Source organism: Hydrogenoanaerobacterium sp. (assembly GCF_032017025.1).
GTDB lineage: Bacteria > Bacillota > Clostridia > Oscillospirales > Ruminococcaceae > Hydrogenoanaerobacterium.
Window position 1 is genome coordinate 1 of the sequence record NZ_DALZQO010000038.1, and the last position, 14,881, is coordinate 14,881.

The window sequence follows — 14,881 nt, forward strand, 5'->3', positions numbered from 1 at the left end:
GGGCGTGGCGGCCTCCATCCGTATCGTCAACCCGCAGAGCATGAAAAAAGAGGATTTTGTGGGGAGCGGAACGGCAACCGACCCCATGCTGGACTTCTTATCTCTCTGCATTCGCTACGGGATTTCGGTCTGCGTGGCGGGCGCCACCAGCTCCGGCAAAACCACCGTGGCAGGCTGGGTACTGACCACGGTTCCGGATAACAAGCGCATCTATACCATTGAAAACGGCTCCCGTGAGCTGGCACTCGTCAGAGAAAAGGACGGAAAAGTGGTCAATTCGGTCATCCATACCCTGACCCGTGACAGTGATAATGACCGCCAGCGCATCGACCAGACGAACCTTTTAGACTATGCCCTCCGTTTTAACCCGGATATTATCGTGGTGGGCGAGATGCGCGGCGCGGAGGCAAATGCGGCGCAGGAGGCTGCCCGAACCGGCGTGGCGGTGCTGACCACCATCCACTCCAATTCCTGCGAAGCCACCTATCGCCGCATGGTGTCCCTGTGCAAGCGCGCCGTGGATATGTCCGATGCGACCCTCATGGACTATGTCACCGAAGCCTATCCCATTGTGGTGTTCTGCAAGCAGCTGGAAAACAAGCAGCGCCGCATGATGGAGATTCAGGAATGCGAAATTCTGCCCGACGGCACAAGGCATTTCCGCCCGCTGTATCAGTATGTCATTACGGAAAACCGCATGGAGGACGGCAAATTTATCATTGAAGGGCACCATGCGCAGGTCAATACCATCTCGGACAGCCTCGCCAAGCGGCTGCTGGAAAACGGCATGCCGCAGACGGTCATTGAACGCCTGCGGAAAAAGGAGGCGCAAACCGCATGACAACAATATTTTTAATGGCCTGCATCGGCATGATCGCAGGCTCTTTTCTTTTGCTCGGTCTCACTCCTATGGCATTTACGACCGCCATCTTCGGCAGGCTGACCGATCAGCCGAAAGCCCTCCGGGACGAAATCAATGAAACCACCCGCAGGAAAAAGAAATCCTATCTGCGCCGTGAAATTGCCGAGGTGCAGTCTATCCTCAAGGTCACCGGCCGGTCGGCACGCTTTCCCATGCTGTGCGCTTTGTCCCTGCTGTTCTTTGCCGTGGGTGCGTCGGCCGCCGTGATGCTCTCGAACTTTTTTCTGGTTCCTGTCATGGCGGCTGGCTGTATGCTCCTGCCGTTCTGGTGGGTAAAGCTCACTGCAAGCCACTTCAAAAAGGACATTGCGGCGGAGCTGGAAACGGCACTCTCCATCATCACCACGGCCTACCTTAGAAACGAGGACATTCTGACGGCGGTGGAGGAAAACCTCCCGTACCTGAATCCGCCGGTGCTGTCGGTGTTTCAGGGCTTTGTGTCCCGTGTACGGCTGGTGGACCCCGATGTGACGGCGGCGCTCCATGATGTGAAAACGAGGATTGATAACGCGGTGTTCCATGAGTGGTGCGACGCCCTCATTGCCTGCCAGCACGACCGCAGCCTCAAAACCACTCTGACCCCAATCGTCAGTAAGCTCAGTGATATGCGGGTGGTCAACGGCGAGCTGGAAACCATGGTGTTTGAGCCGAGAAAGGAATTCATCGTTATGGTGATTCTCGTCATCGGGAATATCCCGCTTCTGTATTTTTTGAATCAGGATTGGTACCACACCCTGATGCACACCCCGCTGGGGCAGATTATCCTGACCATCTGCGCCGCCGTAATTTTCGTTTCCACGGCGTTTGTCATCAAGCTCACCCAGCCCATTGAATATCGAAGATAGGAGGACGGACATGACAATCTATCTTGTTTTATTCGGAGTCCTCCTATCGGCAGGACTCTTTTTCCTTGCCGCCGATCTGCTGCATCTGCCCACTCTCGCCACCCAAAAGGCGATGCTGTCGGCAGGAAAGCAGACCAAAGCCAAGCCCAAAACCACCGATGCCCTGCTGCGAAATGCCGCTGTCCGGCTCTCCCGGTATCTGCGCATGGACGAATACAAGAAAATCCGGATGACAAATGTATTGTCGGCAGCGGGACTTTCCGACTCGCCGGAGCTGTTCATGGCAACGGCTATTGTCAAGGCGGCGGCCATCGGGCTGTGCATCATTCCCTGCCTGATTGTTCTGCCGCTGCTGGCGCCCATTGTGCTGTTTGCCGCTATACTGGTCTATTTCAAGGAAATCCGCAAGGCGGATGAGGCGCTGGCAGTCAAGCGCGAAAAAATCGAACAGGAGCTGCCCCGTTTCGTGGCGACCATCACCCAGGAGCTGAAGGCCAGCCGGGATGTGCTGTCCATGCTGGAAAATTTCAAGAAAAACGCGGGCGAGGACTTCGCCGCGGAGCTTGACATCCTCACGGCGGATATGCGCTCCTCCAGCTATGAAGCGGCGCTGACCCGTTTTGAGGCAAGGTTCAATTCGCCCATGCTTTCGGATATTACCAGAGGGCTGATCGGCGTACTGCGCGGGGACGACGGCGGGATGTATTTTCAGATGCTGGCTCACGACATGAAGCAGCTGGAGCTTCAGCGGCTGAAAGCGCAGGCGATGAAGATACCGCCGAAAATCCGGGTGTTTTCCTTTGCCATGCTCATGTGCTTTCTTATGACCTACATGGCGATTATTGTCTATGAAATCATTACATCCCTCGGCGGGATGTTCTAAGGGAGGTGTAAGCCAAATGACAGAACAGGAAATGATGACGCTTCTGCGCAAAAAGCTGGACAGCGGTATGGCGCGGTATCAAAAGGAGTGGCGGCAGAAACCGGCCTCCGAGCTGGTGGAGCTGGCGAGTGAGATTGCCGCTGCGCAGTTTGTGTACGGAGAATTATCCAGCGGCAGCTATTCCGCCGAATATATGGAGTATCTGCTCCGCTTCGAAAACCCGCTGGAGGTGGTAAAGGATCAGTGGATATCCGAACAGAATGTTGATTTCAGCGAGGAACTCACCCATGCCCTCTGGACGCTGTGGGACAAGGGCGAATCGGAATCAGAATATACCCTTGACCCGGAATATGCGCCTGTTTCCGCAGAGGAAGAAAGAGTCACCGTGCGGGAATTTATTGAAGCGCACCCTAATGCATCGTTTGACATGATGACGCCCGGCGGGTATGTGTACCTGACACCGGAAACCGCACAGCTTCTGCTGGCGGGACAGAGTGTGAAAGGAAATCCCAGCAGCGCTGAATTTGCCAGAGATGTTCCGGCGGAGGAGCTATTGGAGCAGGAAATCTGTACCGCTGAATTCAGTAAGGGCGCATGGCGTATTTTAAGTGACCACAACCCGGAACCACGGCGGGAGCAGGGGCCCTTTGAGCAGGGGGTGACCATGTGCTAAGAAAAATCCTGAGAAAGAAACGCGGTGAGGGCTACATTGACGTGGCTGTGCTGGTGCTGTGCGCTATGCTGGTCATTGCCCTCGCCGTAAAGGTGTTTCCCGTCTACATCCAAAAGCAGCAGCTGGACACCTTTGCCACGGAGCTGATCCGGGAGGCGGAAATTGCCGGACAGGTGGGCAGCGAAACCAGCCGCCGGGAACAGCTCCTGCGGGAAAAGACAGGGCTTTCTCCCAGCGTGGAATGGTCTGAAACCGGCAGAATCCAGCTGAACGAGGAAGTCACGGTAACGGTCACCTACCAGACCAATATCGGACTGTTCGGCGGCTTCGGCTCGTTCCCCATTACGCTGCGGGCGGACGCGGCGGGAAAGAGCGAGGTCTATTGGAAATGACGGATAAAATCAAGCAAATCCTAAGGGGAAAAGGCGGCGCGGGCTTTCCGCTGATCATCGCAATCACCCTGTCGCTGGTCATCATCTTCACTGGCATTTCTGAATATTTCCGGCTGATGATCATAGCGCAGGGTGTGCGGGATGCGGTGCAGGCAGCGGTCATCTCTACGGTGGTGGAGAATTACGATGACGTGTACCACGGTGTGCGGGAGGGCTATTCGGGCGCTTACCAACCCTATGCCGGGGATTTCGAGGAAAGTCTTGATTACGGCGATATCTATGACCGGTTGGACGGCATCCTTGGACTTGACTACAGCAGCGGATACCATGAAAAGCGCACGCCGGACGGCAAGCTGGAATTTAAGGTGTGGAATCTGGACGTGGACATCCGAAACGCCCCCCTTGCCTCCGGCGATCAAGCCTCCGCCCGCTTTGAAGCGGACAGCACCATCCTGCTGGAGGTTCCCGTATCCTTTGGCGGGAAGCTGCTGCAGCCCATGACCATCAAGGTCAAGGTCAGCGCCGGATACACCCCAAGGTTTTGACTGGTTTCAAAAGTTTTTCTATAATATAGATAGACTTTTTGAAAACTTCGTGGTAGGGTGTGAATTACAAGGAAAATCTCAAAATTTAACAAATAGGAGGAGAATACTCTTATGAAAAATATGAATCCCAAAATGAAGAAATGGCTGGCCGTCGCCGGTGGCCTCGCCCTCTGTGTGGTGCTGGTAGTGCTGATCGGGCAGCGGTTCCAGACGCCAGATCGGGTGGATGCGCCCCTCCCGTCCCAAAGCTCCGATGTAAGCGATGTGACGGTAGACCCGTCCGGGCCGGACAGCACAGAGAAAGAAAAAGAGGTCATCGTAACCCCGCCTGATACCAGTCAGCCGGTGAGTACCGACAACGGCGCGGTTTCCAGCGGCACCGAACAGACCATTCAGGGTAATGTGAGCAAGCCGGAATATACCGAGGAACAGCTCCAAGACCCTACGCAAAAGCCTAACGGCGAAAAGGTCGCCGAGCCTCCCACAGCTGTCGACCATGACAAGGTGGAACAGCCCAAGGAAACACCCAAAAGCGAGAGTCAGCCCCAGGGCGGCGAAACCAAGGATGGCAAGATTTATGTGCCGGGTTTTGGGTGGATCGATGATATTGGGGATGGACAAGGAACCACTGTGGATGGTGACGGCGATATCAACAAGCAGGTTGGCATTATGGACTAAATAAGAAAATACCCCATGGCACGGTTGAAAGATACCGTGCCTTTTTATTTTGTATAGGAGGTCAGGATGAAAAACCTACTTTTAAGAGTCCTGCCGCTGTTCCTCATCTTTTGTCTGCTCTGCCCGATGCCTGCTTTTGCCGACACCGGCGGCAGCGGAAACATTGACGGCGGAGGTGGTGGCATGGGGCAAGGAACCAGCACCAACTCATGGAACGGCGGCAACGAAGGTGTGCGTGTCACGGTGGTTCGCGCGAGCGATCATGTGGTAGTTACCACACCGATAGATTTTACAAATAAAACCCCCAGCAATGTTCGGCTACACTTTGGAGTGAAAAGTAAAATCAGTTATACGAATGGCCAGACACTTGTACCAAGTGTAGACCCGTATAAATTTATTAACCCTGGACAGACCATGCCCCGCATTATCAGCACGAACGGTAGCAATAACATCGAAGCTATCAAGAAATATTTCTGTTCCGAATATGTGGTCAAGCGCATTGCAGAGGTCACAGGCATGAATTACGATGTTCTCATCGGCGGTGAGTACAAGATACTTTTGGAGCCCATCGCCTACTACAAGTTTGAGGGCACCATGATTGCTACCACTGCCACCGAGGCAGCGCTCTATGATGAGCAGACCAGCGGCCTGTTAAGGCGACGCATGGTATCCCTCACCCACAAAAATCTGCCTCTCGCCATGTTTCTGGAGGTAAGTGACCTCGGCTATCCCGCGTGGGGAGGCAGCAAGACCAGCGCCGCGACCAACGCGGACATCAAGTCCAGCCTCGGGCTTGGCATCGTTCGTTTTGAGGAAAAGCCGGAGGCGCCGCAGATTGAAGCCTACGATTACGAGTACCGGGTCAACACCGACGTCATCACGGCGGTGCGGGTCAGCGGCGGTCAGTCCGACCCTGACAGCCCCACCCGTGTCAGCTTCAACATCGGCGGACAGACCTACAGCGTGGGCAATGTTTACTACCCCGATGGCGACAGCCAGCTTGCGTGGGTGAAATGGAGAACTCCCGATACCGAGCAGAACATGACCATTGAAGTGACAGTGTCCGGCCCCGGCAGCACGGCGAAAACGACCCTCAACGTGAAAATCGTTGACCTTGATAAGAACCCGCCGCCCAATCCCGTAGCGGATGATCGCAACGACAGCTTCTCCCGTGCTTCTGTCCCCAGCAGGGCGGTAAAAAGTACGGCAAACTGGAGCGTCTGGCGACCGTGGTGGCAGGAATATTGGGTGTGGCACAGCGGTGATGAGGACGATGATGGATATTGGTGTGACCACGGATGGTACGAATTTGATTTGGATCGCTACAGCGCCAGCCTGACCGCCGATATGAGCATCCAGTGCGACAGCAAAAATCCTACCGCCAGCGGAAGAACCATGAAATCAGGGTACGGCATCAACCAGACCGTCACCGGAAGTGTCAGTTCCAACCAAAGCGCAGCGGTGACCCAGCCGCAGAATGCTGTCAGCTATTTTCCCGAATTTGGCTACGAAACTTATTGGCGGCTCTTGGAGCGGATGGGTACAGGGCGGTTTGAGTTTCAGAAAAATCCCTATTCCACCTACAAAAATCGCACCCATTTCAGCCCGATCTGGATGCCGGACGGCGCCTATACTGTCAATACATGGCTCATAGACGCGTGGACGCCCGATGGGATGCTGTCCGCCAACCTGACCGACAGCCTGACCATAAAGGGCAATCTGTGGCAGGATTGGCATGCCGGTCCCCTCAAGCCGTAAGGGAGGGACGAAGATGGCATATGAACGGATTGAAGTTCCAAAAGGCAGCCTGTACCACTACAAGAAAAAGGAGCGGCTGGACGCAATTTTGCGAGATGGACGCATCCGGCGGTTCGGAGACCGGGAGTGCTGGTTCTACACCTCTCTTGTGGACACCCTGCGGCTTATGGAAATGACCGTCATGAAGGAGGGGCATCCTTACGTGGACACCCAGGGGCAGCTGCGAAAATACCCTGCTTTTGTACCGGAGGACTATGTCATCCTTCGGCTGGAACCGCGCTATCAAAATGGCGATTGGGTGCGCTGGAATCAGGAGCTGCCGCCCGGCTGTTCCGCTGAGCTCCTTGCGCAAGCGGAGGAATTCAGTGCTCTGAAAAAGGGATTCCGGGGCGACCAGAAGTTTTTCCGGAACCCCCAGGTGTTTGCGGTAGCTCCGCTTTTGGAGCAACAGACTCCGGGCATGGATATGACCATGCGTCTATAACACAGAAAAAGAACAAGGCGGCGGGAGCGATCCTGCGGCCTTGTTCCTCATTTCAGAAAGGTGGATTTTATGAAAAGATACAAAAAAATCGCACTGGCGCTCACGCTCGTTCTCATGGTAAGCCTGCTGTTCAGCACAACTGCGTTTGCGGCAAACGGCGATGTGGCTGGGGCAATCGAAGGAACGTGGAACGACGCCTCCAGCCAGATTAAAACCGTGGTCAACAAGGTGGTATTCCCCGCCATCGACCTGATTCTGGCGGTGTTTTTCTTTGCAAAATTGGGGACTGCATACTTCGACTATCGAAAGCACGGTCAGTTTGAGTGGGCGGCGCCCGCAATTCTGTTCGCCTGTTTGGTGTTCACCCTGACGGCGCCGACCTATATTTGGCAGATACTTGGGATGTAATAAAATGGCCGGCAGGCGTCGAAGCGTCTGCCAGCCATTCCTATAACGATTCATTTTGGATGCGTTCCTTAAGGTTTAAAATTTTGTCTCTGATAAGAGATATGGTTTCCAGAAATATGACATCATCCATGCCGCTGGGGTCATCCAGCCCCCAATCCTCTCGGTGCTTGCAGGGCAGAAAAGGACACTCCACATTGCAGCCCATTGTAACAACAATGTCTACGGGCGGGATGTCGGACAGCAGTTTGGAATACTGCGCCTTTTCCATGTCAATTCCATAGCGTTCTTTTACGAGCCGCACAGCATCTTGGTTGATTTCTGGCTTTGTTTCCGTTCCGGCGGAATAACACTCGAACACATCGCCTGCGAAATGCTTGCAAAGGGCCTCTGCAATTTGAGATCGGCAGGAGTTATGCACACAGATAAATGCAACCTTTTTCATTTTCTTTCGTCCTCAAAGGGTGAGTAATTTTTCTCCCCGGATATCCTCGGCGCTCCAACGAATAACCGCAAAACAGCCGTGGGAAAGTTCATCCACCTTGTTGATCCATTCGACTTCATGGCTTGCTTTGGCTTTCAAAAGCTCATTGCTCGTTTCGGTGGCGTACAGGGAGGAATTGATCACCCACCATCTTGTTGCGATCTCCGCACGTTTCAAATCTTCCTCTAACCGCATGGCTTCAAAAACAGGCGTGGTTTCGGCAAGGGTCACGATAATAACCGCCGTTTCATCTGCATTGCGGAGCCGGGGCAGCAGCTTTTTAACCGCTTCCGGGATGTCCCCTTGTGTACGTTTAACCTCACGGTGGTAGCTCTGCGTGGAATCAAGCAGCAACAGCGTATGGCCGGTGGGTGCCGTATCAATGACGACAACCTCATTTTCAGCCCGATCAACAATTTCGGCAAAGGCGCGGAACACGGCGATTTCCTGTATGCAAGGAGAGCGCAAATCTTCCTCCACATAGGCAACATCATCTTCTGACATGGTTTCCCGCGCTTTTTTCAGCACTTCTTCCTGATAACGCCGAAGCTCTTCCTTTTCGTCAATATGGCTCATGGTAATGCCGCTCGCTTCGTCCATGACAAACTTTAGGTGGGCGGCGGGATCGGTGGTAGTCAGGTGTACCTTTTTTCCCTTGGCCGACAGGCCAAGGGCTATGGCGGCGGCAATCGTCGTTTTCCCAACACCGCCTTTGCCCATCGTGAAAATGACTTTTTTACCGCTTGCATCCAAATCGTCAATGACTTTGCGAAGCGTGGGAATATCGGTGGTATTTAAGGTATCACCGCTCATGGTAAGGCTGTCTTTTTGGAGCAGATTTCGAACGTTTTCCATGCCTGTGATGTTGTAGGCGCGCAGCGGCACAAAGTAGGCCGCAATGTCTTTTAACCCGGCAGGCATATCGGCAAGCGCCTTTTGTTGTTTGGCATACAGGCTTTCGGAAATGCTATCGTCAAAAGAAGAAAGTACGCCGTTGACAATCAAAAGTTGATTGTCAACGCCCAAGGCAGCAAGTTCACTTGAAGCCCGTTCCGCTTCTTTGAGGGGAGAGCTTTCGGGACGGGATACAAGGACAAGGGTTGTCAATTGACCGTTTGCTAAAGTAGCCACTGCTTGTTTATACATTTCCTTTTTATCTTCGAGGCCCGAAAGCTGCCCCAGGCAAGATGCCCCATGTGTGCTTTCGCTGATAAAATTACTCCATGCGCTCGGCAGTTGCAGCATCCGCAGGGTGTGGCCGGTGGGGGCGGTATCAAAAATAATATGGTCGTATTCCTCTGCGGCCGTTTCGTCCGTAATGAAGTTCGTAAACTCGTTGAAAGCGGCAATTTCCACCGTACAGGAGCCGGAAAGCTGTTCCTCCATGTTGACAATAACTGATTCCGGCAGCTTTTCACGATAGGGTGCGACAACACTTTCCCTATACTCCGCCGCAGCTTGTATCGGGTCAAGGTTGGCAACGAAAAGTCCCGGTACTTCCACAATCGGTACGCCTTTACCATCAAGCTCGGTGCTGAACACATCTTGCAAGTTAGAAGCAGGATCGGTACTGACAAGCAGCACCTTTTTCCCGTTGTCGGCAAGGGTCACGGCAGTGGCGCAGGCGATAGAGGTTTTCCCAACGCCGCCCTTGCCGGTATAGAACAGATATTTTGTGAGGTTAAGATGTTGCAAATCAAATTGTTTCATTAGCAGCAGCCCTCCGAACAGCAGCACCCGCCATCTGCTTTTTTCGTTTCAGTCGCCTCCAGATAGGAAACCGGGATTTCCAGCCATGCTGCGATTTCCGCATTGGTGGGGTACGCCTTCGTCTTGACAATTTTTCCGTCAACGACCGTGGCGGGTAAAGACTCCACGCCATCACCCATGATGAGCTTGTTGATGTCGGTGTTGTTGATGAATGCTTGCGGGGCGCTGTTCAAGTTGAAACGAGCGGCGGTAATGCCGTTCTTTTGCAGATTATTGAACACGGTGGAAATGCGAAGCAGTTCGGGATCGACTCCGATACCGCAGATGCCGGTTTCACAGCACATGGCCGGTTCGTAAATAGACATTGTTTTCATGGTAGCACTCTCCTTATAATGATTGAATATTTTTACTATATCGGGATAACAGCATACACCTTTGGGATTATTGACGGCGCAGTTGCTGTCTTTCATTGCGCCTGTCAGTTTGATAACTTCATCAACAGTTTTGGCGCCCTTGTTCTGAATGGCATTGATGATGTCATTCTCTGTAACGTGATTACAATAGCAAATGTACGCCTGCGATACTTCTGTTTTTTCATTATGCACTAAACTACTGTTTGACGGTGCATCACCACAGCAACAGGCGCTATCACAGCAACCGCTTTTCCCTGTAAAAAATCGTTCGAGATTGTCTGGCAGCGTATAGGCTTCTGTTACTTGAGGTTGCCCACCGTAGATGGCCTTTAAGATGCCGTCCACGATCATCGGTACGGGCGGCTGTTCGTAGTTTTGCCCCTCGTAGACGAACACCCGGCAGTCAACGTTATCACCGCAAAGATCACCACAATCTGCACAGTTGCTTTCCACAAGTTCGCTGCAAATATCCACGCCGTTCACACGGATGGTTGGGGAGCTTATAAAGCGGTATTCTTTCGCAAGTTCCCTCGTTGAGATATTGAGGGTGTTGACCTTGACTTCGAACCCAAGCGTATCAAACACGCCCGATAGGACATGAAGCGCCTGTTTGAGCGTTTCATCCGTTGCCATGCACCGCTCACAGGTATTCAAATCGAGGTAGAGAAAATCAATGGCAAGCTGCTTCATGCTGTAAACCACCTTTTCGTGTTATTTGCAATCTTAACGAGGATTAGCATTACTGGCACTTCGGTCAGTACGCCGACAATGGTAGCCAATGCCACGGGAGACTGTGCGCCAAACAGGGCGATGGCAACCGCAACAGCAAGCTCAAAGAAGTTTGATGCACCGATCATTCCGGCAGGGGCGGCGATGTTATGCGGCAGCTTGAGCGCCTTGCTTGCCAAGTATGCGATAAAGAAAATTAGGAAGGTCTGAATAATTAGCGGCACGGCAATCAAGACGATGTGCAGCGGGTTTTCCAAAATGACATTACCCTGAAACGAGAAAATAAGGATCAGCGTCAAAAGTAGACCCGCAACAGTTATGTTGTTCCATTTCGGCAGGAATGTATGATTAAAGTAATCCTCGCCTTTGTGTTTGATAAGCTGTGTCCTCGTGATAATACCCGCCGCAAGGGGAACGACAACAAACAGCGCCACCGATAACAAAAGCGTATCCCACGGGATGGAAACGCCTCCTACGCCAAGCAGGAAAGCTACGATTGGCGCAAAGGCAGGTAGGATAATGAGGTCATTGGTTGCAACCTGTACCACCGTGTAAGCAGGATCGCCCTTTGTCAAATGGCTCCACACAAATACCATCGCCGTGCAGGGAGCAGCTCCAAGCAGGATGGCCCCGGCCAGATAGTCCTTTGCCAAGTCCGCAGGAATGAGCGTTTTGAATATCACAAAGAAAAATAGGCTTGCAATACCGAACATGGTAAAGGGCTTAATCAGCCAGTTTGTCACCCACGTTACAAAAAGTCCTTTTGGATTTTTCCCCACGTTCTTAATGCTCTTGAAATCCACCTTTAGCATCATGGGAAAAATCATCAGCCATATTAAAATGGCAATCGGAATGGACACCTGTGCATACTCAAACCGACCTAAGAGTGAGGGGACGGCGGGTAAAAACTTGCCGATTAGGATACCCACCGCCATGCAAAGTAGCACCCATACCGTTAGATACCTCTCAAAAAAGCCGATACCTTGATTTTGTTTATTTTTTCCCACAATTACACTCTCCTTCCTTACAAATGCAATCCTCTTTGTCGATGGTAATGGCACATAAAAAGTTTTTGAAGTCCTGCACTTTTTCGCTATTCAGTGAATAATACATCCATTTGCCCTCTTTACGTCCATTTACCAAACCGCAATCACAGAGTATTTTCATATGATGAGAAAGGGTTGGCTGCGTAATATGGAACTTCTCTAAAATCTTGCAGGCACAAAGCTCACCGCAGGATAGCATATCCACGATCATAAGCCGGTTCGTGTCTGCAAGGGCCTTGAACAGCCCGACATTTTCAGCATATTTATTGCTCAATTAAATCACCTCACATAGATAATGGTCTATGTGTATTATATGCCAACACATAGATGAATGTCAATGTGTTTTGGTGTTTTATTTCGAGAGTAAAAAAGACGGCAGAAAGCCGCCAGTTTTACCTTGCAATATATAAACAATCAATCGTGTATAGGAGGAGTTAACACATGAAAGCAAAAATACGTTCACCATCTTTATGCAAGAATACCCTGGACGATACTTGGTATGTAACGAAAGAGCAGGCCGATTTCTGTCTTGCAAAATCGGCCTGCTACTATACTCACATTGATTTAGATAGCCATATCGAAAACAATGCTGAAACCCATTCCGAGGTTTTGCGCTTGCTTTCAAAGGCGACATAGCCTTTATAGCTGTATAGATAATCAATCTTCCACTGGTTTTCCGCTATTTGTTTCTCCTGAAGGAGGTGTAACAACTCCGAACTATCTTCACTTGCCATCAACTGTCTTTTCCCAACAATATAAGTTAAGTCTGTAAGTGAGAGCGCGTAACTTTGCGGAAACATGATATCTGTAATATGAGAGCTGATGGGCTTGCCATCTGATAACCTCTGAAACATTTTATGACGAAGCATATAGCCTGTCCCTTGTATCAAGAGCTTTTCCACGTTCTGATTTTCATGTTTAACGCACTCCGAATAGATTGTAAGCGCACGGACTGTTTTACCAATACCAATGTAACATGGCGTTTTTCCAAGGCATCCGCCATGTTTGCATACACCTTTATGAGGCCATGAAGTAGTTTGGTTACGTTCAAAAAGCTGATATTGTTCTATCCAGCTTAGAGCAGCTTGTGCTTCTTTACTCTCAGCAAGTCCAAGTCTACAATAGGCTTCCAGCAGCATCGCGTTGTAGCAAGGGACAATTTCTTCAATTCCGCCTAAGCATGAAAATCCTTGTTTTGTTGCAATGTTCCGATTAATATAGTCTATCATCTTTTGTGTGTAAGGTAATCTTTCAATATGTGGGATTTCGCTTAGACCCATAATTCGAAATACAGCACCCAGGGGGTGATCCACAAAATCTGTTGTGAGCTTTCGGACTAATACCGATTCACTTAGCAAACTGGAGATTTCAGTATTCTCTAAATGCTGGTTTTTCTCAGAAGCAATCCTTAGCATTAATGCAGTATCCATGATACACCCCCTTAGCGTTTATTATTTATGGCATCTGTGTTACAGTAAAAATCATTATATATAATTATATATAAAAGAATACCATATTTTTCAGTATCTTTCCACCAGCTATATACAAGCATTGACTGGACGATTTTGGGGATGTAGTGAAACGAACTGTTCCCCAAAAGAGAGGAAACGTCTGGCATACCAAAGAAATTTGCAGTAAAATATGCGCAGGAGGTGATGCGGTGAACAGCAATGATATACAAGGGAAAATCCATAACTCCATGTATCAGCAGCTCCAAAGGAGCGGTATAGTAGCGCCCGTGCAGGTGCTGATGGATTTGAGCATCCTCTCCAAAGAGGATTATGAGCGGTGGCGCTTCGGCAAGGTGGATTATTTGGAACGTGTCTGCAAGGTGAACCTCTCCAAACTGTCTTTTATCATGCGGGAAATCCGAGGCTATGCCGCGAAAAACAATCTCAAGGAATCATGGACCTTTTATAAGCAGTGGGGACTGAAAAACCGCCCACATGCAAAGAAGCTCCGGTTTTCCAAAAGCGGCGGCGAGGATATTGAAAAAGCCTATGCCACCCACTATATAGACCCTGTCAGGCTAAGCGAGCTAAAAAACCAATCACAAATATGCTCCAAGGCGCACCGTGAATGAACCCACGGTGCGTTTTTTTGTTTATCCCAAAAAGCGTTTGCAGCAGCAAAACAAGGAGGGCGGCAAACCGCTCTCCTTGCTATTTGCAAATGAGCTTTGTTATTTATCGTTGCCGTCAGGCTCGGAATCTCTTTTGAGCTCCACAATAACGCCGTCATCGCCGGAGATGAAAAGCTCCTCCGTCTTTTGCTGCGCACGCTGAAGCAGCGAAATGGCATCCGTCACATCGTTAAACAGCGAATCATACATTTTTATGTAGTCTGCCACGCAATTGACCTCCTTTTCCTTATTTCGGCGGCCACCGTTGTGTGGTATTGAAGCTCTGAACGAGCGGATTGTCAAGTCGTTTTTGAAGTTTTCTAAATCTTCGCGCTCTATTTGAAATTCGTTCCACCAGATACGCAGGCACACCGCATTTTATTGCATGGTGTGCCTTTTTTTATTTCCACAGGAAAGAGGTGAGAATCCAATGTTCATATGGGACTTTGTCCTTGGAACCGTGATGGATCAGATCATCGAATGGCTCTACGGACAGGTGGTCGGCTTTCTGGCCGACTTTTTTGCACAGATGGGAAACATGGGCGTGGAGCTGTTTGAGATGAGCTGGGTACAGTCCATCGTCCTGTTTTTTTCCTATCTGGCTTGGGCGCTGTACGGAACCGGGCTGGTAGTGTCAGCATTTGAAACCGGCATTGAGTACCAGCACGGCCGGGGCAGCATAAAGGACACCGCTTTAAACGCCATCAAGGGCTTTATGGCAGTGTCCCTTTTTACCATCGTGCCGGTGGAGCTGTTCAAGCTCTCGGTCAATCTCCAGAGCAGCCTCACGGC

19 protein-coding genes and 1 pseudogene are annotated in these 14,881 nt (G+C 50.9%); 12 read left to right on the top strand and 8 right to left on the bottom strand.

Annotated features, from left to right (window positions below; genetic code table 11):
* The 10 genes from RTV33_RS15095 to RTV33_RS15140 all read left to right on the top strand — a co-directional run.
* Positions 1–841, top strand: an 841-nt coding sequence (locus tag RTV33_RS15095) for a CpaF/VirB11 family protein (protein ID WP_312645633.1), incomplete at its 5' end; no start/stop codon positions are given.
* A complete protein-coding gene (locus RTV33_RS15100) occupies positions 838–1,767 on the top strand; it encodes a type II secretion system F family protein (protein ID WP_109708965.1) in 930 nt (309 codons plus the stop codon). The genes RTV33_RS15095 and RTV33_RS15100, both read left to right, overlap by 4 nt.
* A 10-nt stretch (positions 1,768–1,777) precedes the next feature.
* Positions 1,778–2,650, top strand: a complete 873-nt coding sequence (locus tag RTV33_RS15105) for a secretion protein F (protein WP_109708964.1) — start codon at positions 1,778–1,780, stop codon at positions 2,648–2,650.
* A 16-nt stretch (positions 2,651–2,666) separates the two neighbouring features.
* On the top strand, positions 2,667–3,323 hold the full coding sequence (locus RTV33_RS15110) for a DUF3848 domain-containing protein (protein ID WP_242992267.1): 657 nt from the start codon (positions 2,667–2,669) through the stop codon (positions 3,321–3,323).
* Positions 3,317–3,715: a DUF4320 family protein gene (locus RTV33_RS15115; RefSeq protein WP_109708962.1), complete on the top strand. Its 399-nt coding sequence runs from the start codon at positions 3,317–3,319 to the stop codon at positions 3,713–3,715. The genes RTV33_RS15110 and RTV33_RS15115 overlap by 7 nt, the downstream gene beginning before the upstream one ends.
* Entirely contained in the window at positions 3,712–4,260 is a 549-nt protein-coding gene (locus tag RTV33_RS15120; RefSeq protein WP_109708961.1) for a hypothetical protein, read from the top strand. Before RTV33_RS15115 ends, RTV33_RS15120 begins: the two co-directional genes overlap by 4 nt.
* Positions 4,261–4,371: 111 nt before the next feature.
* On the top strand, positions 4,372–4,938 hold the full coding sequence (locus RTV33_RS15125; RefSeq protein ID WP_312645641.1) for a DUF6550 family protein: 567 nt from the start codon (positions 4,372–4,374) through the stop codon (positions 4,936–4,938).
* A gap of 66 nt (positions 4,939–5,004) precedes the next feature.
* On the top strand, positions 5,005–6,696 hold the full coding sequence (locus RTV33_RS15130) for a hypothetical protein (RefSeq protein ID WP_109708959.1): 1,692 nt from the start codon (positions 5,005–5,007) through the stop codon (positions 6,694–6,696).
* Between the two features lie 13 nt (positions 6,697–6,709).
* Positions 6,710–7,180: a hypothetical protein gene (locus RTV33_RS15135; protein ID WP_109708958.1), complete on the top strand. Its 471-nt coding sequence runs from the start codon at positions 6,710–6,712 to the stop codon at positions 7,178–7,180.
* A gap of 69 nt (positions 7,181–7,249) precedes the next feature.
* On the top strand, positions 7,250–7,588 hold the full coding sequence (locus tag RTV33_RS15140; RefSeq protein WP_312645643.1) for a DUF3852 domain-containing protein: 339 nt from the start codon (positions 7,250–7,252) through the stop codon (positions 7,586–7,588).
* Between the two features lie 40 nt (positions 7,589–7,628).
* Here the strand turns inward: RTV33_RS15140 and RTV33_RS15145 are convergent, their stop codons facing one another.
* From RTV33_RS15145 to RTV33_RS15175, 7 genes and pseudogenes are all read right to left on the bottom strand, one after another.
* Positions 7,629–8,030, bottom strand: coding sequence for an arsenate reductase ArsC (locus tag RTV33_RS15145; protein ID WP_109708956.1), 402 nt, complete (start codon positions 8,028–8,030; stop codon positions 7,629–7,631).
* Positions 8,031–8,042: 12 nt separating this feature from the next.
* Complete coding sequence (gene arsA, locus RTV33_RS15150) at positions 8,043–9,779, bottom strand: arsenical pump-driving ATPase (RefSeq protein WP_109708955.1); 1,737 nt, start codon at positions 9,777–9,779, stop codon at positions 8,043–8,045.
* Complete coding sequence (gene arsD, locus RTV33_RS15155; RefSeq protein WP_109709257.1) at positions 9,779–10,153, bottom strand: arsenite efflux transporter metallochaperone ArsD; 375 nt, start codon at positions 10,151–10,153, stop codon at positions 9,779–9,781. The genes arsA and arsD overlap by 1 nt, the downstream gene beginning before the upstream one ends.
* Before the next feature lie 36 nt (positions 10,154–10,189).
* Positions 10,190–10,882, bottom strand: a pseudogene (locus RTV33_RS15160) (DUF2703 domain-containing protein); the annotation flags it as partial.
* Complete coding sequence (gene arsB, locus RTV33_RS15165; RefSeq protein ID WP_109708954.1) at positions 10,879–11,928, bottom strand: ACR3 family arsenite efflux transporter; 1,050 nt, start codon at positions 11,926–11,928, stop codon at positions 10,879–10,881. The gene arsB and the pseudogene RTV33_RS15160, both read right to left, overlap by 4 nt.
* A complete protein-coding gene (locus RTV33_RS15170) occupies positions 11,915–12,241 on the bottom strand; it encodes a metalloregulator ArsR/SmtB family transcription factor (protein WP_109708953.1) in 327 nt (108 codons plus the stop codon). Before RTV33_RS15170 ends, arsB begins: the two co-directional genes overlap by 14 nt.
* Before the next feature lie 280 nt (positions 12,242–12,521).
* Positions 12,522–13,397: a hypothetical protein gene (locus RTV33_RS15175; RefSeq protein ID WP_312645652.1), complete on the bottom strand. Its 876-nt coding sequence runs from the start codon at positions 13,395–13,397 to the stop codon at positions 12,522–12,524.
* 230 nt (positions 13,398–13,627) lie between these two features.
* Between RTV33_RS15175 and RTV33_RS15180 the strand changes: the two genes are divergently transcribed.
* Positions 13,628–14,050, top strand: a complete 423-nt coding sequence (locus RTV33_RS15180; RefSeq protein ID WP_312645654.1) for a hypothetical protein — start codon at positions 13,628–13,630, stop codon at positions 14,048–14,050.
* Between the two features lie 99 nt (positions 14,051–14,149).
* On the opposite strand, the gene RTV33_RS15185 is transcribed toward RTV33_RS15180, so the two are convergent.
* On the bottom strand, positions 14,150–14,317 hold the full coding sequence (locus tag RTV33_RS15185) for a hypothetical protein (protein ID WP_312645657.1): 168 nt from the start codon (positions 14,315–14,317) through the stop codon (positions 14,150–14,152).
* A 202-nt stretch (positions 14,318–14,519) separates the two neighbouring features.
* Between RTV33_RS15185 and RTV33_RS15190 the strand changes: the two genes are divergently transcribed.
* A partial coding sequence (locus RTV33_RS15190; RefSeq protein ID WP_312645660.1) for a conjugal transfer protein TrbL family protein occupies positions 14,520–14,881 on the top strand: 362 nt, incomplete at its 3' end.